The organism is Curtobacterium sp. WHRI 8282, from assembly GCF_040223925.2.
GTDB classification, from domain to species: Bacteria; Actinomycetota; Actinomycetes; order Actinomycetales; family Microbacteriaceae; genus Curtobacterium; species Curtobacterium flaccumfaciens.
In genome coordinates, this window is the sequence record NZ_JBEHCD020000002.1 from 653,541 (window position 1) to 679,063 (window position 25,523).

19 protein-coding genes are annotated in these 25,523 nt (G+C 70.1%); 12 read left to right on the forward strand and 7 right to left on the reverse strand.

Going from position 1 to position 25,523, the window contains the following annotated elements; all coding sequences use genetic code 11:
* Positions 1-7 precede the first annotated feature (7 nt).
* From ABRP24_RS09380 to ABRP24_RS09395, 4 genes are all read right to left on the reverse strand, one after another.
* Entirely contained in the window at positions 8-1,669 is a 1,662-nt protein-coding gene (locus ABRP24_RS09380) for a glycoside hydrolase domain-containing protein (protein WP_349849837.1), read from the reverse strand.
* 218 nt (positions 1,670-1,887) lie between these two features.
* Entirely contained in the window at positions 1,888-2,982 is a 1,095-nt protein-coding gene (locus ABRP24_RS09385; protein ID WP_349849836.1) for an alkene reductase, read from the reverse strand.
* A 64-nt stretch (positions 2,983-3,046) separates the two neighbouring features.
* On the reverse strand, positions 3,047-3,259 hold the full coding sequence (locus ABRP24_RS09390; protein ID WP_027466129.1) for a hypothetical protein: 213 nt from the start codon (positions 3,257-3,259) through the stop codon (positions 3,047-3,049).
* Between the two features lie 51 nt (positions 3,260-3,310).
* The gene (locus tag ABRP24_RS09395; RefSeq protein ID WP_071246862.1) at positions 3,311-3,754 is read right to left on the reverse strand and encodes a MarR family winged helix-turn-helix transcriptional regulator; all 444 of its coding nucleotides are present in this window, start codon (positions 3,752-3,754) and stop codon (positions 3,311-3,313) included.
* A gap of 304 nt (positions 3,755-4,058) precedes the next feature.
* Between ABRP24_RS09395 and ABRP24_RS09400 the strand changes: the two genes are divergently transcribed.
* The 8 genes from ABRP24_RS09400 (at position 4,059) to ABRP24_RS09435 (ending at position 13,610) form a co-directional block, all read left to right on the forward strand.
* Positions 4,059-9,428: a DUF6531 domain-containing protein gene (locus tag ABRP24_RS09400; RefSeq protein WP_349849344.1), complete on the forward strand. Its 5,370-nt coding sequence runs from the start codon at positions 4,059-4,061 to the stop codon at positions 9,426-9,428.
* A gap of 1 nt (position 9,429) precedes the next feature.
* Positions 9,430-9,801, forward strand: coding sequence for a hypothetical protein (locus tag ABRP24_RS09405; protein ID WP_349849346.1), 372 nt, complete (start codon positions 9,430-9,432; stop codon positions 9,799-9,801).
* Positions 9,802-10,262: 461 nt separating this feature from the next.
* Entirely contained in the window at positions 10,263-10,727 is a 465-nt protein-coding gene (locus tag ABRP24_RS09410; protein WP_349849348.1) for a hypothetical protein, read from the forward strand.
* Between the two features lie 254 nt (positions 10,728-10,981).
* A complete protein-coding gene (locus tag ABRP24_RS09415) occupies positions 10,982-11,539 on the forward strand; it encodes a hypothetical protein (RefSeq protein WP_371836746.1) in 558 nt (185 codons plus the stop codon).
* Positions 11,529-11,945, forward strand: coding sequence for a DUF6188 family protein (locus tag ABRP24_RS09420; protein WP_349849352.1), 417 nt, complete (start codon positions 11,529-11,531; stop codon positions 11,943-11,945). The genes ABRP24_RS09415 and ABRP24_RS09420 overlap by 11 nt, the downstream gene beginning before the upstream one ends.
* Positions 11,942-12,358, forward strand: a complete 417-nt coding sequence (locus ABRP24_RS09425) for a DUF6188 family protein (RefSeq protein ID WP_017886112.1) — start codon at positions 11,942-11,944, stop codon at positions 12,356-12,358. Before ABRP24_RS09420 ends, ABRP24_RS09425 begins: the two co-directional genes overlap by 4 nt.
* Positions 12,359-12,417: 59 nt before the next feature.
* Positions 12,418-13,080 carry a hypothetical protein gene (locus ABRP24_RS09430; protein ID WP_349849354.1) on the forward strand — a complete coding sequence of 221 codons (663 nt, stop codon included), beginning with the start codon at positions 12,418-12,420 and terminating at the stop codon, positions 13,078-13,080.
* Positions 13,077-13,610 (forward strand): hypothetical protein, encoded by a 534-nt coding sequence (locus tag ABRP24_RS09435; protein ID WP_349849356.1) that lies wholly within the window; start codon positions 13,077-13,079, stop codon positions 13,608-13,610. Before ABRP24_RS09430 ends, ABRP24_RS09435 begins: the two co-directional genes overlap by 4 nt.
* A gap of 129 nt (positions 13,611-13,739) precedes the next feature.
* Here the strand turns inward: ABRP24_RS09435 and ABRP24_RS09440 are convergent, their stop codons facing one another.
* Entirely contained in the window at positions 13,740-14,963 is a 1,224-nt protein-coding gene (locus tag ABRP24_RS09440) for an alpha/beta fold hydrolase (protein ID WP_146247938.1), read from the reverse strand.
* 23 nt (positions 14,964-14,986) lie between these two features.
* Between ABRP24_RS09440 and ABRP24_RS09445 the strand changes: the two genes are divergently transcribed.
* The 4 genes from ABRP24_RS09445 to ABRP24_RS09460 all read left to right on the forward strand — a co-directional run bounded on the left by ABRP24_RS09445 (position 14,987) and on the right by ABRP24_RS09460 (position 20,401).
* A complete protein-coding gene (locus tag ABRP24_RS09445) occupies positions 14,987-15,568 on the forward strand; it encodes a DUF3000 domain-containing protein (RefSeq protein WP_017886108.1) in 582 nt (193 codons plus the stop codon).
* Positions 15,565-16,914 (forward strand): HRDC domain-containing protein, encoded by a 1,350-nt coding sequence (locus ABRP24_RS09450; protein WP_371836747.1) that lies wholly within the window; start codon positions 15,565-15,567, stop codon positions 16,912-16,914. The genes ABRP24_RS09445 and ABRP24_RS09450 overlap by 4 nt, the downstream gene beginning before the upstream one ends.
* 128 nt (positions 16,915-17,042) lie before the next feature.
* Positions 17,043-18,260 carry a thiolase family protein gene (locus ABRP24_RS09455; RefSeq protein ID WP_027465475.1) on the forward strand — a complete coding sequence of 406 codons (1,218 nt, stop codon included), beginning with the start codon at positions 17,043-17,045 and terminating at the stop codon, positions 18,258-18,260.
* Between the two features lie 2 nt (positions 18,261-18,262).
* Complete coding sequence (locus ABRP24_RS09460; protein ID WP_349849359.1) at positions 18,263-20,401, forward strand: 3-hydroxyacyl-CoA dehydrogenase NAD-binding domain-containing protein; 2,139 nt, start codon at positions 18,263-18,265, stop codon at positions 20,399-20,401.
* Positions 20,402-20,513: 112 nt separating this feature from the next.
* Here the strand turns inward: ABRP24_RS09460 and dxs are convergent, their stop codons facing one another.
* Together dxs and acnA are read right to left on the reverse strand one after the other, a co-directional pair.
* Complete coding sequence (gene dxs / locus ABRP24_RS09465; RefSeq protein WP_349849361.1) at positions 20,514-22,451, reverse strand: 1-deoxy-D-xylulose-5-phosphate synthase; 1,938 nt, start codon at positions 22,449-22,451, stop codon at positions 20,514-20,516.
* Positions 22,452-22,601: 150 nt separating this feature from the next.
* Positions 22,602-25,418, reverse strand: coding sequence for an aconitate hydratase AcnA (acnA, locus tag ABRP24_RS09470; RefSeq protein WP_349849363.1), 2,817 nt, complete (start codon positions 25,416-25,418; stop codon positions 22,602-22,604).
* Positions 25,419-25,523 lie beyond the last annotated feature (105 nt).

Consider the following 25,523-nt stretch of genomic DNA (forward strand, 5'->3'; position numbering starts at 1 on the left):
CAGCCGGTCAGCCGGCCAGCCGAGCCGCGGGGACGCCGGGGTCGCGCCCGGAGTCCACCACGGCGTCGATCTCGGTGGATCCGTTGCCCGACCCGACCGTGCGGTTCTGGATCTGGTTGAGGGACCAGTTGCCCGGCAGGGGCTCGAGCTGGTTGCCCGCCCAGGCCGGCGACATCCCGGCGACGAACGAGAAGTGCGCGAGTCCGGCGCTGCTCACGGCGGTGCACGTGGCGCGGGAGCCGTAGACGCCCGCCTTGTACAGGTTCCCGCGGTCCCGCAGGCCGGCGGCGACGCCACGGAAGTACGGCACCACGAGCGACTCGTCCTGCGCCGCCGAAGCGTCGAAGTCGGCGGCGAAGTAGACGGTGGTCTGCTTCGGGATCCCGAGCTGTCGGGCGGCGTCGTGGGCGCGGTGGGCGTCGCGGACACCCTGCTCCTCGGTGAACCACGAGGCAGTGAACCCGCCTTCCTCGAAGATCGGCCACAGCCCGAGCCCGGCGCTCGCCATCACACGGAGTTCGTCGGGGGTCAGGGCCTTGTCGAGCGCTCCGGACTGCTGGTGGTTGGTGAGGTAGCGGCCGACGCCGGTGGCACCGGACGCACGGACGGCGGCCGCGCGGGCGTCGTCGAGGCGCACCGCGGTGTCGGCACCGGTCGTCGCACGGTCCGGGTCGCCCGTGCTCGCGGCCAGGGCCGCCCACGTGCCGGCGTCGCACGTCCCGGTCTGCTCGGCCGGCGGGAACGCCTGGAACTGCTGGAACGCACGGACCACCGCGGCGTCCGCTGCCGAGTAGGCACTGCTGAACACGACGCGCTCGCCGTTCAGCACCAGGAGCGCCTTGACGAGCAGCACCCAGGCGCCGGTGGCCCCGACCCCGACGACGCTCGGTCCCGCGGCACGGAGCGCGGCAGCCGTCCCCGGTCCCCAGGCGCCGTCGACCGTGACGCCGACCGCGACCTGCACCGCGCGGATCGCCGCCGAGTACGTGCTCGTGTCGACGAGTCCGCTCGTGCTGCCGTACGCGCCGCCGGTCGCCTCGGCGTAGGTGCGGTTGAGGTACTGCTGCACCGCGCGCACCGCGCGGGATCCGCCGGAGGCGAGCCGGACCGGGTCGACGGTCAGGAGGGCGCCGAACAGGTGGGGCGACAGCGGGAGTGCGCCGGGCTCGGCACCCAGGTCGGAGCGGAGCGCCTGCACGGCCGCGACGGTGGCCGCGTCGTACTCGCCGGTGAGCGTCACGGTCGCCGCACCCTTGCAGACGAGTCCGGCCTGGACGAGTCGGCACCAGGTCGCGGCGTCGGAGCCCGTCTCGGCCCCGACGTCACCGTGCTGCTCGAGCTTCCGACGGGTCGTCGGCCCGAGCGTCGCGACGACGGGGGAGATGCCGAGGAGCGACTGGGTGGCCTGCACGATCCCGAGCACCGTGCCGCTGCCGGTCAGTCCGTCCTCGTCGACGTGCACCCACCCGTGCAGGTGCCCGAAGGTCGTGTTGAGCCAGCGCTGCACGGCGAGCACGCCCGAGTCGGAGGTACCGGAGGAGCCGGTCGATCCGGTTGAGTCAGCCGCGCCCGACGGGGTGGCGGCGTCGGCCGGGGCCGCGAGTGCGGTCGTGACGAGCGGGACGGTGGCGGTGATGCCGATGAGCGCAGTTCGGCGCGAGATGTGCACGGGGGTGCCCCTTCAGTTGCCTCGAGCGTCCGCTGGCCGTTGATCGCACTGTGCGATGCTGATGGCCGCGGCATGGTCCGAGCAACTTCGTCCCTCAACTTGGGACGGCCCTGCATTTCAACAGACGATCGTCTGATGAAGCGCTCAGTCGCGCACGACGGACGGGAGGCCCGTGGCGGTGTCGCCACGGGCCTCCCGTCCGTCAGGTGGTGCGTCGACTACGCGACGGTCGCGCGCGCCTCGGCCAGCGACGGGTAGTCGGTGTAGCCCTCGGCGGTCGCGCCGTAGAAGAGCTCCGGACGGGGCTCGTTGAGCTCGGCGTCGTGCTCCCAGCGGTGCGCGAGGTCCGGGTTGGCGATCGCGGCGCGGCCCACGGCGACGGCGTCGGCGTGGTCGCCCTCGACGATCGCGATGGCCTCGTCGCGGGTGGTGAGCGACGAGAAGCCCGAGTTCACGATGAACGGCGCACCCGCGGTGCGGCGGACGTGCTGCACCAGGTCGCCGGTCGGCTCGGCGTGCAGGACGTCGACGAAGGCGAGCCCCAGCGGCGCGAGGCCCTCGGCGACGGCGGTGTAGGTGGCGCGGACGTCGGCCGCGTCGTCCTCGATGACCCCCTGGATCCCGTGCTCGGGCGACAGGCGGATGCCGGTGCGGTCGGCGCCGATGGCCTCGGCGATGGCGGTGGTGACCTCGATCGCGAAGCGTGCGCGGTTCTCGGGGGAGCCGCCGTACTGGTCGGTGCGGGTGTTCGACACCGGCGACATGAACTCGTGCACCAGGTAGCCGTTGGCGCCGTGGACCTCGACGCCGTCGAGCCCGGCGGCGATCGCGTTGCGGGCGGCCTGCACGAAGCCCTGCACGGCCCCCTGCACCTCGGCGGTGGTCAGCTCGTGCGGGACGGGCATGTCGGCCTTCGAGCCGTCGGCCAGGTGCGTCTGCCCGGGGGCGGCGATGGCGGACGGGGCGACGATGCGCGGGGTCTGCGAGATGTCGGTGTGCGAGACGCGGCCGCCGTGCATGAGCTGCATGACGATCGTGCCGCCGGCGGCGTGCACGGCGTCGGTCACGCGGCGCCAGCCGGCGATCTGGTCGTCGGTCTCGATGCCGGGCTGCCCGGGGTAGGAGCGGCCCTCCTGCACGGGCCACGTGCCCTCGGTGATGATCATGCCGAGGCCGGCGCGCTGCCGGTAGTGCTCGACGAGCAGGTCGTTCGGGATGCCGTGCTCGCCGGCGCGGGTGCGCGTGAGCGGGGCCATGACGACGCGGTTCGACAGGGACAGGGCGCCGATGGAGGCGGGTTCGAAGAGCTTCACCTCAGGGTGAACGACGAGTTGTCCGATGCAATTCCGCCTCGGAGCACTTCTTCAGGCAGCGCGGTCAGTCACGCGGGCACACCAGCGTCGACGAGCGGACCTGGCCCTCGGGCCGGATCACCTGGTGCTGCGAGAGGGGCTTGCCGCACAGGGGGCACCCCCGGTCGATCGTCCGGTCGTCGATGCCCTCGGGGCGACCGGCGCCGATCTGCGAGGGGCCCATCTTGTTGATGAGCGTCGTGTTCCACCGTTCGTACCACTGGCCGAAGCGTCCCACGGTGCATCCTTTCGTTCGTGCACGAACCATTATGGCACCGATGGCCGCGGATCACACCTGGTCGACGCGCTCCAGCAGCTCGGTCAGCTCGTCCTTCAGGGACTCGAGCCGGGCGAGTGGCCACCCGAGCCGGTCGGCGACGGCGAGCGGGACCGCCTGGGCCCGGTCGCGCAGGGCGTGCCCGGCGGTGGTCAGGGAGACCTCGAGCTGGCGTTCGTCGGCGGCGCTGCGGGTACGGCGGACGTAACCGGAGGCCTCCAGCCGCTTGAGGAGCGGGCTGAGCGTCGCGGAGTCGAGCCGCAGTTCGCGGGCGATCTCGCGCACCGATCGCGGGTCCCGCTCCCACAGGGCGAGCATGACGAGGTACTGCGGGTGGGTCAGGCCCATCGGTTCGAGCAGGTCGCGGTACAGGCCGATCACGCTGCGGCTCGTCGCCGCGAGTGCGAAGCAGAGTTGCCGGTCGAGCGCGAGCGGGTCCGGGGCGGTCTGGGTCATGCGTTCAGGGTACTTCGTTCGTGCACGAAGCGGCGTGGTCGCGACCCGGGGCGGTGGGCGCGACGGCCTGGAGGCCCGGGGGGGGGGGGGGGGGGCCGCGCCCGGGCGGCCGCGGGGGGGGGGGGGGGGGGGGGAGAACCCGGGGGGGGCGGCGTTGCCGCGCCCGGTGGCGGGCCTGGGGGGGGGGGGCCCGCGGCCCCCGCGCCTCCTGTCCGTTGCTCGTTTCGGATGCATGCGGTCCTCTGGCATTTCAGTCGCCGGCCGTGACAGGATGGGCCGGTCAGCACCATGGGGGGAATTGACGATGGCGAAGATCCACGGGAACGATCCGACCGGCTACTCGTACAGCGCGGCGGACACGCTCAAATCGGCTTCGACGGCGCTCGCGTCGTCGATCGGCAGCCAGTCCGGATCGCGGTCGTCGTCGGTGACGGCCGCCAGTGCGGAGTTCCGGGGGTACTTCTCCGAGGTCTTCGCGGACAACGCCGACATCGGTGCGCGCAGCGCGACGAAGCTCGTCGAGTCGTTGCAGAGCCTGTCGGGGTTCGTGCAGGAACTCCGCGACGCCGCGAAGGACGAGGACGACCGGCGGAAGCAGGCGAAGGCGTGGGACGCCCGCAAGCGTGAACGCGAGGAGAACTTCTTCGTCGGCGCCGGACACGAGATCTCGACGTGGTTCGGCGGGGGCGACGACCCGAAGCCCCCGGAGCCGGAACCGGAGCCGCGGCTGCAGGCGGACGAGGTCAGCGTCAAGGGGCGCGAGATCCCCGCGGGTGGTGGGACCAGCGGTGGGACGTCGTCGGCCGTCCCCGAAGACCTCCGCTCCTTCGAGGCGAACACCCGCACGCTCGACTCCGACCTGTCGGGTGCCGACTCCACGTTCCGCAACGCCCTGAGCGACTACGAGGCCGAGTGCAACCCCTGCTGGGGCACGCTGAACGCCCAGTCGCTGCTGACCGCCGTCAACGACTGGCTCACCGCGAACGGGCAGGACGCCGACTGGGCGGGCACCGTCGCCGCGCAGTTCGAAGCCGCCGGTGGTGGTGCCGGGCCCGCGACGCTGTCGGACGCGGCGATCGCGGCGGCCCTGTCCGCGGCGGGCATCGACGCCGGACGTGACGACTTCACCATCGGACCGTTCTCGGCGATGGGGACGCCCCCGACGAACGGGTTCGCCGACGATCCCGTCAACACCGCCACGGGCAACTTCCTGGAGCCCGAGACCGACCTGTCGTTCGCCGGGCAGGCGGCGTCGCTCCGGCTCACCCGGATGTACAACTCGCTCGACGGCCGTGCCGGGGTGTTCGGGCTCGGGTGGTCCTCGATCCTCGACACCCGGCTGGAGATCACCGACGACGCCGCGTCGGTCGTGCTCGACGACGGCCGGCAGGTCGACTTCCCGCGGCAGGGCGACGGCTGGGACCGCGCGGTCGGCGAGGACCTGTGGCTCCGGGCCGAGGGGGACGCCCTCGTCGTCCAGGACAACGCCGGTGGTCGCTGGGCGTTCACGCGGTCCGGGCTGTGGTCGAACTTCGGTCGCGGAGCCGGCACCACGGTGACCGTGCGGCGTGACCAGCAGGACCGCATCACCCGCCTGTCGCACGTCTTCGGACGGTTCATCGACGTCGAGTACGCGGGCGACCGTGTGGCGTCGACGACCGCCTCCGACGGACGCCGCATGGAGTACCACTACGACGATGCTCGTCGACTCGTCCGTGCGACGGACGCCGTCGGCAGCCGTCAGTACCGCTGGAACGACGACGGGCTGATCGACCGCGTGACCGCTGCCACGGGTGTGGTCGAGTGCGAGAACACCTACGACGCCCGTGGCCGTGTCGTCGAGCAGCGCACGCCGTTCGGACGGCGCGTGCGGTTCGCGTACCTGCCGGGCCGCGTCACCTCGGTCTCCGACGTCGACGGCGACCACACCAACACGTGGATCGCCGACCGCAAGGGCCGGGTCGTCGGGATCATCGACACCGACGGGCGGCGTCAGTCGATGTCGTACGACCCGCACGGCAACCTCGTCTCGGTGACCGAGCGCGACGGGCAGGTGACCGTCCACGGGTACGACGAGCGAGGACGGCGCGTCCGGACCGTGACACCGGAGGGCGCCGACCTGACCTTCGGGTACGACGAGCAGGACCGCATGACCACGGTGGTCACCGCGAACGGCGGGGTCGTCGAGTACGAGTACGCGGGCGACGACCGGAACCCCTCCGTCGTCATCGACCCTGTCGGCGGTCGCACGCTGCTCGAGTGGCGGGACGGCCTGCTCGTGGGGACGACCGATCCGATGGGCGTCGTCGTCTCCTTCCACCACGATGCGTCCGGTGAGCTCACCGGGGTCGAGAACGCCGTCGGCGACACCGCGCAGTTGGTCCGCGACCCCGGAGGCCGGATCATCGAGGCCGTCACACCGCTCGGCAACCGGACCCGGTACCGCTACGACGCCGCCGGCCTGCTCACCGCGCGTGAGGACCCGGACGGCGGGCTGTGGCGGTTCGAGCACGGCGACGGCGGTCGGGTCACGGCGACGATCGATCCGACCGGTGCCCGCACCGAGGTCACCTACGGCCAGCACGGCGAGATCGTGTCCACCACGGATCCCCTCGGTCGCGTCGTGACGAAGGACTTCGACGCCTTCGGCAACGTCTCGTCGATGACCCTGCCCGACGGTGCCGAGTGGGCGTTCGTGCACGACGCGCTCTCCCGACTCGAAGCCGTGGTCGACCCGGCCGGCGGCACCTGGACACGCGAGCACGACATGGTCGGAGCCCTCGGCGCGACGGTCGACCCCACCGGTGTCCGCACCGAGGTGGGGCGCTCGCGCGCTGACGGCGTCTCCACGGTCCGGGACGCCTTCGATGCCGTGTCCGTCACGACCGACGAGTTCGGGCGCCCGACCCGGCTCGAGCACACAGACGCCTCCGCCGAACTCACGACGTACGACGCCTGCGGCCGACCGGTCGAACTCGTCGACGCGGACGGTGGACTCACCAGGATCGAGCGTGACCTGGCCGGACGAGTCGTCGGTGTGACGACTCCGGCGGGCCGCACCACCCGGTACGAGTACGACGCGTGCGGCCGCCCGGTCAGCGCGATCGACCCCGCCGGCGCACGCACCACGCTGACCTACGACGCCGATTCACGGGTCGTCGCGCGCACCCTGCCGACCGGCGAGGTCGCCCGGACCGAGTACGACCGCCAGGGTCGGGTCGTCCACGCCGACGTGCCCGGGGTCGGCACCGCCCGGTACCGGTACGACCGCGTGGGTCGGGTCGTGTCGGCGCGCGACACCCGCTTCGGCCAGCGGACCTTCCGCTACGACGCCGCCGGACAACTCGTCGCCGCGGTGAACGGGCTCGGCGGCACCACCCGGTACGAGTACGACCAGCGTGGGCGCCTCGTCCGCACCGTCGATCCGCTGGGTGGGGTGACTCTCCGCACGTACACGCAGCTCGACAAGGTGGCCTCGTCCACCGATCAGCTCGGTCGCACGACGACGGCGACCTACGATGCGGCCGGGCGCCAGCTCACCCAGACCGACCCGGACGGGAGCGTCCTTCGGTGGGAGTACGACGCGGCCGGTCGGGAATCCGCGCAGTACGCCGGTGACCGGTTGATCGGCCGCATCGACCGCGATGCGCGTGCTCGCACGGTGACGATCACCGACGAGACCCGTCCCGACTCCCCCGCCACCCACGTCCTCGAGTTCAGCCGACTGGGCCAGCTCGTCCGCCGTGCCACCGGCGCGCGCGAGACCCGGTGGACCCACGATGCCGACGGACTCCGCACCTCGGTGCAGTCCCCTGACGGGTCCACGACCCGGTACGAGCACGACGACACCGGACGGGTCGTCCGCGTCGACCACTCCGCATTCGGCGAGGTCCGGTACGAGCACGACGCGGCGGGGCGGCTCCTGCAAGCCCGCGGCGGCGATCAGCTGCAGACCTGGGAGTACGCGAACGGACACGTGGTCCGGCACACGCGCATCGACGCGGACGGCACGCACGCCAGCACGATCGAACGCGACGCCGACGGGCGCATCACCCGGGTCGACGGACCCGGTGGGAGCACCACCTACGAGCACGACGATGCCGCGCAGCTGGTGGCGTCCGTCCAGGAAGCCCGTCGCACCGACTGGGTCTACGACGTCGCTGGTCGTCTGGCTGAGGAACGGACGGACTCCGGGGCCCGACGGTTCCGGCACGACGCCGCCGGTCAGCTGATCGGCGTCGACGCCGTGGACGGGTCGCCCGAGGTGGAGTACGCCTACGACGGCGCTGGTCGTCGGGTGCAGGCGCTCCGAGCCGACGGCGTGACGACCACGTACGGCTGGACCCCGCAGGGTCACCTCACCGGGGTGGCGGAGACCACCGCGGCACGCAGCACCACGACCGACCTGCACGTCGACGCCCTCGGTGAACTCGCCGATGTCGACGGCGTCCCGATCGACTGGGACACCGCCGCGTTCGCACCGACGCTCCTGGCTGTCGGCGACACACCGGTCGTCCGTGCTCCCGGTGGTCTCACCGGCGTGGACGACGGGTGGGCCACCAGCGGTCGGCGCACCACGAGAGCAGCCGACGACGCCGACCCGTGGCAGACGCTCGTCGACCTCGGCGGCTCCGGCCTGCCCGGCGGCATCGCACTCGGCGCCGACGGTTCGCTGCAGGTCGCCGGCCTCGAGTGGATGGGTGCCCGCGCCTACGACCCGTCGTCGCGCGGTTTACTGTCCGTCGACCCGGTCACCGCGCCCGCCGGAGCAGCCTGGGCCGGCAACCCGTACTCGTTCGCCGGCAACGATCCGCTGCACGCCATCGACCCGCTCGGACTTGCGCCGGTCACCGACGCCGAGCTCGAGGCCTACGCGGCGGCGCAGCAGGGGCCGCTCGCACGTGCCGCAGCCGCGACCGGTGACTGGTTCGCGGACAACTGGGAGTACGTCGCCGGCGGTGCCATGGTCGTCGCCGGAGGGGTGCTCGTCGCCACCGGGGTGGGTGGTCCGGTCGGCGCGATGCTCATCAGCGCCGGTGCCGACACCATCATCCAGAAGGCCACCACCGGCGAGGTGAACTGGGGCCAGGTCGCCGTCAGCGGGGCCTTCGGTGCCGTCGGTGGTGGTGCCGGAGCCCTGATCGGCAAGCAGCTGGTCAAGAACGCAGCTGAAGGTGCGGCCGAGAACGTCGCGAACTACGCGGTGAGCGGCCAGCCCGTGACCCCCGGTGGTCTGCTCCGGAACGCGGCCGAAGGTGCCGCGACGTCGGCGGCCACCGGCGGCACGATGTCGAAGGTGCACCTGCCGACAGCGTTGAACAAGCTCGGCGACGAGCTCCCGACGCCCTTCGAAGGTCAGAAGATCTACCGTGTCTACGGCGGAGATGCTCAGGCGACCGGTGCCTCATGGTCGCCGTCCCACCCTGGTTCTGTTGCCAACTACCGCGACGTCGCAGGACTACCTTCAGGGAAGACTGAGCCCGATTACAGCGTGAACTCGGGGCGGTTCCTGCTCGAAGGGACTTTGCGCGACCCCAGCGCGGTGGTGAAGACGAGGGCAGCTCTTCCCCTGGACGGCAACCGAGGCGGAATTGACGAGTACATCATCCCGAACGGCATCGAGAAGGGCGCGATCCAGCTCGATCGCGTCAGCGGCATCAATCCGGAGTTCTGACATGCAAGAAGTCTTCTTTCTCTCGTCCATGGACAGCAAGCGGTTCTCGTCTGTCTTCCGGTGCGAAGTGGAACGACCGATCGAGCTACCGAACGGTCACCATGCGCTGATGGTCAGCTGCGATCCGCCGCTGAACGGTCAGGAGCTCGGCCACCCGCTGGGCGTCGGGGAGCTTTTGCTCTGGAGTCGCTTCGAAGACGAAGACCTCTGGACCTTCCCCACCTTCCCGCACTTCGTGCAGATCTGTCTCCCTGACGTCGATCTGCCTGTCCATGTCATGCCTCCGAGCATCGCATGGGGCGAGATCTACAAGACCGAGGCAGACGCGCACGCCCACGAGATGAGCGCTCGCCCGCGCTCCTCGACGAAGTGAACGACTTGGTCGGCAAGCTCCGGCAGACTCGCGAACCGCCCTACGAGCTTGAAGATTGGGACAACATGAAGACAGAAGACGAATCACGTCTGCACGATCTCATCCGCACTTGCTTGGATCACCTACTCCTACCTGAATCAGGACCATTGCAGGACCAAGCGCGAGCAATTCGAGGATTCCGAGCGACTGGTCCACGGATCTGGCAGATAGACCTTGACGACTCACCCGCCGTCAGTTTGCCGGACCAGCCCCTTCCGATCGAAGCCTCTTATGCAGATGAATCTTCTGAGGTTGTCGGCGAAGTTCTCATTTGGACGAAGAACGGGAGGATTGACAGTCTAGAGCTTCCATGGTTCACGGATTCGATGCCAAGAAACATTCCCAGCGCTCAACAACTGCTATTTGACGAATGATGGCCAGCGTCTTCAACCGGAGGACAAGGCGAGGTTGAATCGGATCCTATGCTGCGACTTTTTACCCGTGAATCTGAACAGGGCGATAGCGAATGGTTCGACCTCGCCGACGTCGTGTCCGCCCTTCATCTGCCGCAGCTTTCATGGACGGCCGAGGACATATTCGTGAACGTGTCGAGAGATCCCGGACTGGACGTTGCCGAACTGGAGCAGCTCTCGAGCGCGCCCCACTTGCCCAATCCGGTGCTCGACAATGCCTCGTTCATGCGACTCACCGAAACCACGCAGCAGTTCATCGATGGCGAGTTCGTCGGATTCAACCCATCCGAAGTCGGTGATATCGACAGAGCAGTCATCCGCCTCGACATGAGTGACGGCTCGTTGTGGACGATCATCATCGACACAAATCGGGTCGAGATTCGGGACGGATTTGCCCGGGCATTCGGGCCGGGAACGCGAGTGCCGGCGATGACCACCCGCACCACCGGGCCTTCGACCGAAATGCCACCGTGAACACCGCACGGTCGCGAGCCTTGAGCAGAAACAGAGCAACCGGCCCACGAGAACGAAACGTGCTCTCTTGAGTCCACCGATCCACGCGGGGATGGCTCCCCCATCCGTGGACAGCATCACCCGTCAGGCTCGAGCCGCCCGCCGAAGTTTGGGGCGAAGCACCCCCGCGATCGCAATTGTGACGTGTGCAACCGACACCTGAGAGGACCAGGTTGAGTTCACAGCAACAGATCTACCCAGTTGCGGTCGGTGACGTGTTCACCGTGCCGCTCAACGACAGCAGGGTGGTGCTCGGACAGGTGATCGGCAAGTACACGAAGGCGCTCTACGTCATCATCTTCGACCTCGTCGCGCCCGTCAGCTCAGTGCAGAGCCTCCACCTCAGCGAGGTGACGGCAGCGACTCCCATTCTCGCGCGGATGACGTTCGATGCGCGATTCCGACCGGGCATGTGGCAGATCGTGGGCAACAGCATTCCCGACCAACGCCGGTTCCTGCCCGCGTTCAGCCACGGATCGGAGGACTACGACGGGGTGCACGTCACGAACTTCGACAGGTCGAGGATGAGGAGGGCGACGGCTGACGAGGCCCGCCGTGTTCCGCATCTGACCGTCGACTCCCCGATGGTCGTGGAGAAAGCGGTTCGTGCCCACCACGGCTTGGAACCGTGGCGGCCGGTGTACGACGACCTCCGGTACCGCCCCACTCCGACGTCATGGGAACTCTTCGGAGAACCTCGATCTGCTCGAGCAGACTCAGCGAGGGCAGCTCCTGAACAGCAATCCGTACAAGGGAACGATCATGGTCGCTGACACCGCTGACCCCACCGGGGGCGCGATGACCGTCGAGCGCGCGGGCACGCTCGACCTCATAGGCGTCGACTTCCGGCTCGAGCTGGGGTTCGGCAACGGCTACCGCGTCCAGCTCGAATCCGAGTGCACCGTCACCGACCGGTCCGGAAGCACCGCGGTCGTCGATCCCGACCGCAAGGACTCACTGCTCCCGGTCCTGCGGCTGTTCGGTGCCGAGCTCGTTCGGAGTTCGACAGAGAACGGCGTACTGACGCTGATCTTCGACGGCGGGGACACCCTCGTCGCCGGTCCCGATGCCGAGTTCGAGTCCTGGCAGGTCTCCGGGCCGAAGGGTCGCCCGGCCCGCACCGAGCCGCCGACCGGAAGCACGGGCACGGTCACGGGCACGGAAGGAGATCGAGGATGAGCGGCGTTCCGCGCCAGCCCTTCGCGCTGGACATCGCCGGCGACACCGTCGACCTCATCAGCATCGGACCAGACGTGACGATCCGCTTCTCGAGCGGTGCTTCGCTCCGGTTCGAGACCGACTTCGCGCTGACAGGCTCTGACGGGGAGCACGCGTTCCTCGATCCCGGCGACAAACCGTCCCTGCTCGACCTCCTTGCCCTGCACAACAAGGTCGTCTCGGACGGTGCAGTCACGGGCGCGCGGATCGCCATCCGGTTCGCCTCGGGTGAGTTGCTCGAGGGCTGGTCGAACCGCCGAGGTCCGTCCTGGCACTACAGCGAACCGGGGCGCGCACGAGTGGACATCGACGTTCTGCCCGACGGCGAGGTCCGGTACCGACACAGCCCGTCGTCCGCGGAGATCAGACGGTGACGGACGCGCCCCCGGCCATCTCGATCCACCATCTCCAAGCGGTCACCAACGGAACGACTGTGGACCTGCCAGATCGTGTCGTCGAGGTCCTCGCCGCAGTGGGATCGGACGCGCAAGTGCTCGTCTCCGACGTGTCCGCACGCTCGTTCGCAGCGGTCATCCGGAGGAGCTATTCGACAAAGCAGCCGAACCTCGTAGCGTTCATCGACCCACTCGAAGCCCTCGGGGACGAGCTCGTCCTGATCTGTCAGGTCGAGCACGGCGATGAACTCGTGACGGTCGTGTTGCGCGCGACGGACCGGACGCTCGTGGCTGCCACGGCGGTCGACCGATCCGTCGGACTCGTCCACATCACCGTCCAGGAGCTGTGCTCGCGCCTGCGCACATCAGACGCCCCGGGGGCCGAACTGGCGCTCGAGGTGGCATCGCAGTGCGCGGCCGAGGAACGGCTCCGTGTCTTCGATCAGGGCGCGCTGGCGACGGCACGGACCTTCCTGACGAAGTACACGATGGCCGCCGAGAAGGGCTTCGACGTCCGCGGACTCGACGAGTTCGCCCGTGCGCTCGTGCCGCTCGGCGACGAACAGCCGCGGTTCTGCATCGTGCAGGCTGACACATGGGTCGGATTCACGGCGTTCACGCCCGGCAGGACCGACGTCCTCGCTGCCATGAGCGTGGGCGGCCTCTCGCCTCAGACCGAGACGACCGAGGAGAACGGATGACCACGACAGTGCCGGGCGACCTGGGGATGGTCACCTACCGAATCCCCGCTGCTCGCATCGTGCTGCCCGACCTGGTGCAGTTCTTCTCAGAGCTCAAAACATCAGAGCTCGATTCACCAGAGCTCGTCTGGGTCCTCACGACCCTGTACGCCGTCACGTCCCCTGACAAGCCGGTCCAAGCGCTCCCACTCGAACGCCGCGTCGACGCGGCGGCCGAACCCGGGCTCATCCTGAGCCATGCCGAGGCGATGGAGATCGCTGACAGCATGCGGCAGCTCATCGACGGCGAGTTCCTCGGCTACCTCCCCGGCTCGGACCTGACCGACGAGTCGAACCTGGTCGTCCGGATCGACGCGTTCGACAGTGGCGAATGGACCGTTACGGTCCGACCGCCGCTCACGACGATGAGCGATGCCTTCGACCGGACGCACGGCCCAGCGCAGCTCGGCCGACCGGCGACTCGTCTCGGGGAGTTCGGGCCGCGACAGCAGACGACGAACGGAACGAATGCCGGACCACCCGCTTCGTGATCAGGAATGGTCGGGTGTCGGACGGTGACCCGACCATTTCTGCTCACGATGCGACCGAGCGGACGCAAGGACGGACGGGAGGCACGGTGCCAGCTGACACCGCGCCTCCCGTCCGCCGTTCGGTCGCGTCTACCGCGCGCTGGCCGCCCCGCGCCGCTGGACCACCTCGGTCAGCCACGCGAGGATGCGGGCGTCGAACCAGTCGGCGTCGTGGTTCCAGAGCTTGGTGTGCCGGGCCGTGGTCTGGATCTCGAGCCGCACCAGGTCGGGCCGTGCGCGGGCCAGGTCGTGCGAGGCCGAGGACGGCACGAACCCGTCGTCGTCGCTGTGCAGCAGCAGGATCGGCACCGTGAGCTCGTCGGAGCGCGTGACCATGTCGAGCTCGCGCAAGTCCACAGGGGCCTGAAGCCCGGCGAGCCGGTGCAGCACCGGCGTCCGGAGCAGGCGCTGCGCGACCTTGCGGACCGGACGCGGCAGGCGCAGGAGCTGGCTCTGCGACTTCAGGACGGCGTGCCAGTCGACCACCGGGGACTCCAGCACCACCCCGTCGACCAGGCCGGCGAAGCGCGAGCGGAGCAGGGTCTGCAGCACGACGGCGCCGCCCATCGACCAGCCCATCAGGACGACGCTCTGGGCGTCCTGCGCGGTGAGCCAGCGGAGGACGGAGTCGACGTCCTCCCACTCGGTGCTGCCGAGGCCGTAGCGGCCGTCGACGCTCGGCGGGGCGACGCCGTCGTTCCGCCACGAGGCGAGCACCACCGAGTACCCGGCGGCGCGGAAGACGGGGACGGCGCGGATCGTCTCGGCACGCGTGACGCCACGGCCGTGCACCAGGACGGCCCACGGCGCTGCCGGGTCGTCGGCGCGGACGACCCACGCGGGGGCGGGGCCGTTCGGGGTGGGGATGTCGACGTCCTCGACGGGCACGTCGAGTTCGCCGGGGGTCAGGTAGAACCAGCCGCCCCAGCGACCGCGACGGGCGGCGGTCGGGTCGCCGGCGTCGATCGCGATGATGCGGCGCGTGACGGTGGTGTCGGTCGTGCCGAGGACCTCGCCGACGCGCATGTGGCCGGTGCCGCCGCCGAACCAGAGCGAGTAGCGGCCCTGCAGCTCGGTGTCGGCCGTGCGCTCGATCGTGACGGTCTTCCGGACGGGGTCGACGGCGTGGATCGGGACGCGCTCGTTGCGCTTGCGGTCGGGGGTGACCACGGCGCGGGCGACGGCGGCGACGAAGCCACCGATGACGGCCGTCCCCACCGCGGCAGCTGCCAGACCGGCGCCGAGTGCGATGAACCCGGCCGATCGAGCGGTCTCCTGGACGACGTCCTCGGCGGGTCGCGCGGATCGGGACATGGCCCGGAGCCTAGTCTGCATGTGTGTCCGAAACCCGAGAGCCCGACGCCTTCGCGCGGCTCCGCGCGTTCGTGTCCGGCGGCAGCGGCCGTGCCGAGACCACCGTCACCGAGATCCCCTCGCCGACCCGGATCGCACCGTTCTCGATCGCCCTGGCGGCGGACGTGTCCGGCACCGCGCACGGGGTCGAGTCGGACCTGGGCACCGGCCGGTTCATCGCCCTGTACGACCCGGAAGAACCCGAGGGCTGGGGCGGCGCGTTCCGTGTCGTCTCGTTCGCCCAGGCGCCGCTCGAGCCGGAGATCGGCGTCGACGAGTTCGTCGCCGACGTCACCTGGAGCTGGCTCGTCGACGCGCTCGAGTCGCACGGTGCGACGTACGACCACGCCTCGGGCACGGCCACCAAGATCATCTCGCGCGGGTACGGCGACCTCGCCGCACAGGGCGACGGCGCCCAGCTGGAACTCCGCGCGTCGTGGACACCACGCGGCGACGACCTCACCGCACACGTCCGGGCCTGGCAGGACATCGTCGCCATGCTCGCCGGTCTGCCGCCCGCATCGGACGGCGTGACCCTGCTGGCCCCGAGGAGGCTCGCCAAGTGACCGACCCCGCTCCCCAGGACGCCGCTGGATCGACCGGCTCGGCTGCGTCCGCAGCCACGGCTGCCGGCTCGACTGCTCCGGCTGCCGCTGCTGGCTCGGCCGCTCCGGCCGCCGCCGCCAGCCCCGCCTTCGAGGCATCGCACGACGCCGTCAAGGTGATCGACACGCGCGAGGACTACCTCGAGGCGGTCGCCGCCATCGCCGCCGGCCACGGCCACGGCCCCGTCGCGGTCGACGCCGAGCGCGCCAGCGGCTACCGCTACTCGCAGCGCGCCTACCTGATCCAGGTGTTCCGCCGCGGTGCCGGTGCGTTCCTGTTCGACCCGATCCCGATCGGCGACTTCTCGGAGCTGCAGGCCGCCATCGTCGACGAGGAGTGGCTGTTCCACGCCGCCTCGCAGGACCTGCCGTGCCTGCAGGAGGTCGGCCTCGTCCCGACGCGCATCTTCGACACCGAACTCGGCGCCCGCATCGCCGGGTTCCCCCGTGTCGGCCTCGGCGCCGTCGTCGAGCAGCTGCTCGGCATCACCCTGGCGAAGGCGCACTCGGCCGCCGACTGGTCGACCCGTCCCCTGCCGCAGTCGTGGCTCGTCTACGCGTCGCTCGACGTCGAGCTGCTGCCCGACCTCCGCGACGCCCTCGCCGAGAAGCTCGACGAGGCCGGCAAGACCCGGATCGCCCAGGAGGAGTTCGACGCGGTCCTGCACCGCGCCCCGAAGCCCGCCCGTGCCGAGCCCTGGCGTCGGCTGTCCGGCATGCACGCGCTCCGTGGTGCTCGAGCACTGGCGATCGCCCGGTCGCTCTGGCTCGCCCGCGACGAGTACGCCCGCCAGGCGGACATCGCCCCCGGGCGCACGATCCCCGACTCGGCGATCGTCGCCGCGGCGGCCGCCGCACCCGAGTCCCGCGCCGAACTCGGTGCGCTGAAGACCTTCACGGGCCGCGCCAGCCGTTCCGAGCTCGACCGCTGGTGGGCCGCCGTCGAGGAAGGCCGCACCACGGAGGACCTCCCCCGTCTCCGCGGCGCCGGCGAGGCGACGCTCCCGCCACCCCGTGCCTGGGCGGACCGCAACCCGGCCGCCGACCGCCGGTACAAGGCCGCGCGCGCCGCAGTGACGAAGCGTGCCGAGGAGCTCGACATCCCGCTCGAGAACCTGCTCACGCCGGAGACGCTCCGGCTCGTGTCGTGGGCACCGCCGTCGCCGCCGTCGACCGAGCTGGTCGGCGCCGCCCTCGCCGAGCACGATGCCCGTCCGTGGCAGGTCGAGGAACTCGCGTCGATCATCGCGTCGGCCTTTGTGGCTGCTGCACAGCGGCCCGCGGCGACGGACGACGACGAGTCGTAGGAACTGCCCAACCGGCATGCGGCCGCCCAGGCTGGGGGCATAGCGTCGGGAGGGTCGCCGGGCGAGGCCCGGCCAGGCCGGAGCGACCTGCGTTCCGGCCCGATCGATGAGGATCTGGGAGGCCCGGATTGCCAAAGGCATCAGACGTCGTGTTCGTGGACGGCGTTCGCACACCGTTCGGACGAGCCGGCGAGAAGGGGGTGTTCTGGAAGACCCGGTCCGACGACCTCGCGGTGCACGCGATGCGCGGACTGCTCGACCGGAACGCCTTCGACACCGCAGCCGTGGACGACGTCGCCGTCGCGGCGACCACGCAGCAGGGTGACCAGGGGCTGACGCTCGGCCGCACGGTCGGCATGCTCGCGGGTCTGCCGAAGTCGGTCCCCGGCTACGCGATCGACCGCATGTGCGCCGGTGCCATGACGAGCGTCACGACGCTCGCGGGTGCCATCGCCTTCGGCGCCGCCGACATCGCGATCGCCGGTGGTGTCGAGCACATGGGCCGGCACCCGATGGGCTTCAACGCCGACCCGAACCCGCGCTTCGTCGCGGAGCGCATGGTCTCGAGCGACGCCCTCGTCATGGGTGCCACCGCCGAGCGCCTGCACGACCGCTTCCCCGCGATCACGAAGGACCGCACGGACGCCTACGCCGTCCAGTCCCAGCAGCGCTACGCCGCCGCCTGGGCGAACGGCAAGCTCCAGCCGGACGTGATCCCGGTCGAGGTCAACAAGGGCGACGGCTGGGACGTCGTCAGCACCGACGAGCCGCCGCGGCCGGGGACGACCCTGGAGGCGCTGGCCGCGTTGAAGACGCCGTTCCGGCCCCACGGACGGGTCACCGCCGGCAACGCCGCCGGTCTGAACGACGGCGCCACCATGAGCCTGCTCGCGTCCGAGGACGGCGCGAAGCAGCACGGACTGTCGACGAAGATGCGCATGGTCTCGTTCGCCTTCGCCGGCGTCGAGCCCGAGGTCATGGGCGTCGGCCCGGTCCCCGCGACCGACAAGGCACTGTCGAAGGCCGGCCTGTCGATCGACGACATCGGCCTGTTCGAGATCAACGAGGCGTTCGCCGTCCAGGTGCTCGCGTTCCTCGACAACTACGGCATCGCCCAGGACTCCCCGAACGTGAACGCCTGGGGCGGCGCGATCGCCGTCGGCCACCCGCTCGCGTCGAGTGGCGTCCGGCTGATGAACCAGCTCGCCGCACAGTTCGCCGAGCGACCGGACGTCAAGTACGGCATCACCACGATGTGCATCGGGCTCGGCCAGGGCGGCACCGTCATCTGGGAGAACCCGAACCACAGCAAGTCGGCCGAGCGTTCGGCTCGGAAGGGGGCGTGACCATGACCATCGTCGACAACGACCTACTGGCCGAACTCAGCGAGGACGAGGTCGTCACGCACTCGTTCGTCAAGCACGTCACGATGCCCTCCGGTGGCACGCTGGCGCTCATCACGCTCGACAACGGCAAGGACTACAAGCGACCGAACACCCTCGGGCCCCGCACGCTCCGTGAGCTCGCCGGCGTGCTCGACACCCTGAAGACCGAGGCCGCCGCCGGCACGATCCAGGGCGTCGCCATCACCGGCAAGGAGTACTGCTTCGCCGCCGGGGCCGACCTGTCCCAGGCAGCGGCGGTCCCGTCGCGCGAGGCCGCCCACGACCTGGCCGCACTCGGGCACGCCACGCTCAAGAAGTTCGCCGACCTCGGGGTGCCGTCGTTCGCGTTCGTGAACACCCTGGCGCTCGGCGGTGGGCTCGAGATCGCCCTGCACTGCACCTACCGGGCGTTCTCGTCCGCGGCGCAGGGCATCGGGCTCCCCGAGGTGTTCCTCGGCATCATCCCCGGCTGGGGCGGCGCGACGCTGCTCCCCCGCCTGATCGGCCCGGAGCGCGCGCTCCGCGTCATCGTCGAGAACCCGCTCAAGAACAACCGCCTGATGGACGGCCCGGCCGCGGTCGAGATCGGCATCGGTGACGTGCTCGTCCCGTCCGTCACGTTCCTGCCCTCCGCCGTGGCGTGGGCGGACGGCGTCATCACCGGAACGACCAAGGTGGTGCGGAAGAACGAGCCGGGCATGCTCGAGAAGGCCGCATGGGGCACCGTCGTCAAGGTCGCCCGCGGACAGGTCGCGTCGAAGATCGGCACCGTGCCGAAGTCGCCGTTCCGGGCGCTCGACCTCGTCGCCGCCGCCAAGTCGGGTTCGCTCGACGAACGCTTCGCCGACGAGGACGAGGCCCTCGCCGACCTCATCTCGGGCGACCAGTTCGCCGCGTCGATGTACGCCTTCGACCTCGTGCAGAAGCGTGCGAAGAAGCCCGTCGGCGCTCCCGAGGGCGTCGACGCGAAGAAGATCACGAAGGTCGGCGTCCTGGGCGCCGGGCTGATGGCGTCGCAGTTCGCGCTGCTGTTCGCCCGACGCCTGGGCGTCCCCGTCGTCATCACCGACGTCGACCAGTCCCGTGTGGACGCCGGCGTCGAGCGGATCCGCGGCGAGGTCGCGAAGCTGCTCGACAAGGGCCGGATCTCCCCCGACGACGCGAACCGCATCACGGCACTCGTCAGCGGGTCGGTGTCCTACGACGCCTTCGCCGACGCCGACTGGGTGATCGAGGCGGTCTTCGAGGAGATGACCGTCAAGCAGGAGGTCCTCCGGAAGATCGAGCAGGTCATCGCACCGGACGCCATCCTCGCCACGAACACGTCGTCGCTCTCCGTCGACGAGATTGCGTCGGTGCTCACCAACCCGGAGCGCCTCGTCGGCTTCCACTTCTTCAACCCGGTCGCGGTCATGCCGCTGCTCGAGGTGGTGCGCGCGGCGAAGACCTCGGACGAGGCCCTCGTCACCGCACTCGCCGTCGCGAAGACCCTGAAGAAGACCGCGATCATCACCGCGGACCAGCCGGGCTTCGTCGTCAACCGGGTGCTCGCCCGGGTGCTCGGCGAGGCGATGCGCGGCGTGGAAGAGGGCACCTCGTTCGACACCGTCGCCCAGGGTGCCGCACCACTCGGCCTGCCGATGTCACCGTTCGAGCTGCTCGAGCTCGTCGGGCTGCCGGTCGGCGCGCACGTGCTCGACTCGCACCACGCGGCCTGGCCCGAGCGCTTCTACCCCGGCGACGGCCTGAAGAAGATCGCCGAGCACGGGACGATCCTGACCCGCGACAAGAAGGGCAACGCGACCGGGTACGACCCCGCCGCCGTGAAGCTCGTCGCGCCGTCCAAGAAGGACGCGCAGCCGGTCGACGCCGCCGAGATGCAGCGCCGGTTCGAGGACGCCCTGGCCGACGAGCTGCACCGCATGCTCGAGGACCGGGTCGTCGAGCACGTCGAGGAGATCGACCTCGGGCTCATCCTCGGTGCGGGGTACCCGTTCCAGGCCGGTGGGATCAGCCCGTACCTCGACCGCTCCGGCGCGTCCGAGCGAGTCTTCGGCGGCACGTTCCACGAGCCGCGGATCGTCGGCCCCGCTTCCCGCTAGAGCCGACTCGGTCTCGAAGGCCGCACCGCCGCACAACCAAATTCACCCCGAACCGCGGATCGCCGTGGTTCGGGGTGACTTTGGTTGTGCGAGACGCTCGCGGACCGCGCGGTCAGCGGTCGGACGCCGCGGACTCGCGGGACCGCGCGGGCTTCGCCTGCGGCAGCTTCGTCCCGACCACCTGGTCGATGACGTCGCGGGCGATGGCCTGCGCCGTCAGCCCCGCGTCGGTGAGGATCTGCGACCGGGTCGCGTGGTCGATGAACGCGTCGGGCAGCCCGAGCTCGTTCACCCCGGTGTCGACCCCGGCAGCGCGCAGGTCCTGCCGCAGCCGGGTCCCGACGCCGCCGACCCGCACGCCGTCCTCGATGGTGATCACGAGTCGGTGCGTCCGCGACAGTTCGATCAGCGACGTCGGGATCGGCACCACCCAGCGCGGGTCCACGACGGTGACGCCGATGCCCTGCGCCTCGAGCAGCGCCGCGGCCTCGAGTGCCACCGGCACCATCGACCCGACGGCGACGAAGAGCACGTCCTCGACGTCGTCCGCGGCGGCGTGCAGGACGTCCACGCCATCGGAGAGACGACGGACCGCGGGGATGTCCGGTCCGACCTGCCCCTTCGACCACCGCAGCACGGTGGGGGCGTCGTCGACGGCGATCGCCTCGCGGAACTCCTCGCGCAGCGTCGGGGCATCGCGGGGCGCGGCGATCCGGATCCCCGGCACGACCTGCAGCAGCGCGAGGTCCCACATGCCGTGGTGCGAGGGGCCGTCCGGGCCGGTGATCCCGGCACGGTCGAGCACGAACGTCACGCCGGCCCTGTGCAGGGCGACGTCCATCAGCACCTGGTCGAACGCGCGGTTCAGGAACGTCGCGTAGAGCGCCACGACCGGGTGGAGACCGCCGTATGCGAGGCCCGCGGCGGTCGTCACGGCGTGCTGCTCGGCGATGCCGACGTCGTACACCCGGTCGGGGTGCTGCTCCTGGAACAGGTGGAGCCCGGTCGGCCGGAGCATCGCCGCCGTGATGGCGACGATCCGAGGATCCGAGGCGCCGGCATCGGCGAGGGAAGACGCGAACACCGAGGTCCACGACGGCCCCGATGCGGCGTCGAGCGACTCCCCGGTCTCCGGGTCGATGTGCCCGACGGCGTGGAACTGGTCGGCCTGGTCGCGCAGGGCGGGCTCGAAGCCGTGGCCCTTCTCGGTGATCGCGTGCACGATGACCGGAGCGCCGTACTCCTTGGCCTGCCGGAGCGCTGCCTCCATCGCCTGCTGGTCGTGGCCGTTCACCGGGCCGATGTACTTGATGTCGAGGTTGGAGTACAGCGCCTCGTTGTTCGTCAGCCGCGACAGGAAGCCGTGCAGGCCCCCGCGCATGCCTCGGTACACCGCACGACCCGGAGCGCCGAACCGCGCCGCCACGGCCTGCGTGCCCTCGTACAGGGCGCGGTACTCGCGGCGGGTGCGCACGGAGCTCAGGAACCGCGCCATGCCACCGATCGTCGGGGCGTACGAGCGGCCGTTGTCGTTGACGACGATGACCAGGCGTCGGTCGTTGTCGTCGGAGATGTTGTTGAGCGCCTCCCACGTCATGCCGCCGGTGAGGGCACCGTCCCCGACCACCGCGACGACGGTGCGGTCGGTCTGCCCGGTCTGGCCGAACGCGCGGGAGATGCCGTCGGCCCACGACAGCGACGACGACGCGTGCGAGGACTCGACGATGTCGTGCTCGGACTCGCTCCGCTGCGGGTAGCCGGCGATGCCGCCGCGTTCGCGCAGCTTCGAGAAGTCCTGGCGCCCCGTGACGAGCTTGTGCACGTACGACTGGTGCCCGGTGTCGAAGACGAACGGGTCGTTCGGCGAGTCGAACACGCGGTGCATCGCGAGCGTCAGCTCCACGACGCCCAGGTTCGGCCCGAGGTGCCCACCGGTCTTCGCGACCTCGGCGACCAGGAAGCGCCGGATCTCGGCGGCGAGGTCGGTCATCTGCGCGTCGGAGAGACGCTTCAGGTCGCGCGGCGACGTGATGCTGGCGAGCAGGCTCACGGGCGCTCCTTTCGTGGGGCTGTCAGCCCACTCTATTCTCGCTACCAGGTGACGGACTGGAGGCCCGTGGCGGTGTCGCCACGGGCCTCCGGTCCGATCTGTGGTCGCGTCAGCGACCCGTGCGTACGACGCTCCTGTCGTTCAGCGGACTCAGACGAGCGAGCGGAGCACGTACTGCAGGATGCCGCCGTTGCGGTAGTAGTCGGCCTCGCCGGGGGTGTCGATGCGGACGACCGCGTCGAACTCGATCGGCTGCTTGCCGGCCGGCGAGTGCTCGCTCGGCGTCGCGGTGACGTGCACCGTCTTCGGGGTGCGGCCCTCGTTCAGCTCGGTCAGCCCGGAGATCGACACGACCTCGGTGCCGTCGAGCCCGAGGGACTCGACCGTCTCGCCCGCCGGGAACTGCAGCGGGACGACGCCCATGCCGATGAGGTTCGAGCGGTGGATCCGCTCGAAGCTCTCGGTGATGACCGCGCGGACCCCGAGCAGGTTCGTGCCCTTGGCCGCCCAGTCACGGGACGAGCCGGAGCCGTACTCCTTGCCACCGAAGATGACGAGCGGGATGCCCTGCTCCTGGTAGTGCTGCGAGGCGTCGTAGATGAACGACTGCGCACCGTTCGGCGTCGTGAAGTCACGGGTGTAGCCGCCCTCCACGCCGTCGAGCAGCTGGTTGCGCAGACGGATGTTCGCGAACGTGCCGCGGATCATGACCTCGTGGTTGCCGCGACGCGAGCCGTAGGAGTTGAAGTCCTTGCGGTCGACGCCGTGCTCGGCGAGGTACTGGCCGGCGGGGCTGTCGGCCTTGATCGAACCGGCCGGCGAGATGTGGTCGGTCGTGACCGAGTCGCCCAGCTTCGCGAGCACCCGGGCGCCGGAGATGTCCGACACCGCGTCGGGCTGCATCGTCATGCCCTCGAAGTACGGGGGCTTCCGGACGTAGGTCGACTCCTGGTCCCACTCGAAGGTGTCGCCGGTCGGGGTCGGCAGGTTCTTCCAGCGGTCGTCGCCCTCGAACACGGAGCCGTACTCGTGGGTGAACATCTCGGTGTCGATCGACTCGTCGATGACCTGCTGCACCTCGGCCGCGTCGGGCCAGATGTCGGTCAGGTAGACGTCGTTGCCGTCCTGGTCGGTGCCGAGAGCGTCCTTGTCGAAGTCGAAGTGCATCGACCCGGCGAGGGCGTAGGCGATGACCAGCGGCGGGGACGCCAGGTAGTTCATCTTGACGTCGGGGTTGATCCGGCCCTCGAAGTTGCGGTTGCCCGAGAGCACCGCGGTGACGGCGAGGTCGTTGTCCTGCACGGCCTGCGAGATCTCCTCGGGCAGCGGGCCCGAGTTGCCGATGCAGGTGGTGCAGCCGTAGCCGACCGTGTAGAAGCCGAGCTGCTCGAGGTAGGTGGTGAGACCGGCCTTCTCGTAGTAGTCGGTGACGACCTTCGACCCGGGCGCGAGGGTGGTCTTCACCCAGGGCTTCGCGGTGAGGCCCTTCTTCGCGGCGTTCCGGGCGAGGATGCCGGCGGCCATCATGACCGACGGGTTCGACGTGTTCGTGCACGAGGTGATCGCGGCGATCGCGACGGCACCGTGGTCGATCGTGAACGGGTCGGCCCCGTCCATCGCGACCTTCGTCGGCGCCGAGGCGGTCGACGGTGCGCTCGACACGTGCACGTGCTCGTGCAGCGCCGTGTCCTCGTTGGTCGAACCGGCGGCGATCGGGTCGGAGGCCGGGAACGTCTCCTCGACCGCGTCGTCGAGGTCGGTCTGCTCGGACGGCGTCGTGTAGTTGTTCAGGTCGAGCTCGAACTGACTCTTCGCGTTCGTGAGCTCGATGCGGTCCTGCGGACGCTTCGGGCCCGAGATGGACGGCACGACCGTGGAGAGGTCGAGCTCCATGTACTCGGAGTAGTTCGGCTCGACCGAGGCGTCGTGCCACAGGCCCTGGGCCTTGGAGTACGCCTCGACCAGCGCGATCTGCGCCTCGTCGCGACCGGTCAGCCGCAGGTAGTCCAGCGTGACGTCGTCGACCGGGAAGATCGCCGCCGTCGACCCGAACTCGGGCGACATGTTGCCGATGGTGGCGCGGTTGGCGAGCGGGACGGCGCCGACGCCCTCGCCGTAGAACTCGACGAACTTGCCGACGACGCCGTGCTTGCGGAGCTCCTGCGTGATGGTGAGCACCACGTCGGTCGCGGTCACGCCGGGCGGGATCTCACCGGAGAGCTTGAAGCCGACGACCTTCGGGATGAGCATCGACACGGGCTGGCCGAGCATCGCGGCCTCGGCCTCGATGCCGCCGACGCCCCAGCCGAGCACGCCGAGGCCGTTCACCATCGTGGTGTGCGAGTCGGTGCCGACCAGGGTGTCGGGGTACGCATAGGTCTCGCCGTCGAAGTCACGCGTGTAGGTGACCTTCGCCAGGTACTCGATGTTCACCTGGTGGACGATGCCGGTGCCCGGCGGGACGACCTTGAAGTCCTCGAACGCGGTCTGGCCCCAGCGGAGGAACTGGTAGCGCTCACCGTTCCGCTCGTACTCCAGGTCCGTGTTGCGCTGCAGGGCGTCCGTGCTGCCGAACAGGTCGGCGATGACGGAGTGGTCGATGACCATCTCGGCCGGGGACAGCGGGTTGATCTTGTTCGGGTCGCCGCCGATGTCCGCCATGGCCTCGCGCATGGTGGCGAGGTCGACGATGCACGGCACACCCGTGAAGTCCTGCATGACGACGCGCGCCGGCGAGAACTGGATCTCGGTGTCGGGCTCCGCGTCGGGTCGCCAGGAGCCGAGCGCCCGGATCTGTCCCTCGGTGACGTTCTTGCCGTCCTCGGTGCGGAGGAGGTTCTCGAGCAGCACCTTCAGGCTGTAGGGCAACTTCTCGTGCCCGGGAACCGAGTCGATCCGGTGGATCGCGTAGTCGACACCCCCAACCGACAGTGTGTCCTTCGAGCCGAAGCTATTGACTGCAGCCACCGTGCCGCCTCCCTACTGATCGGTTTGCCCTCATCCTCGCGGGCCGTGGACCGTCCCACCAGCAAGGCAAACCTAATCCCGAGGACGCGTGCGCGCCCTGCGAGA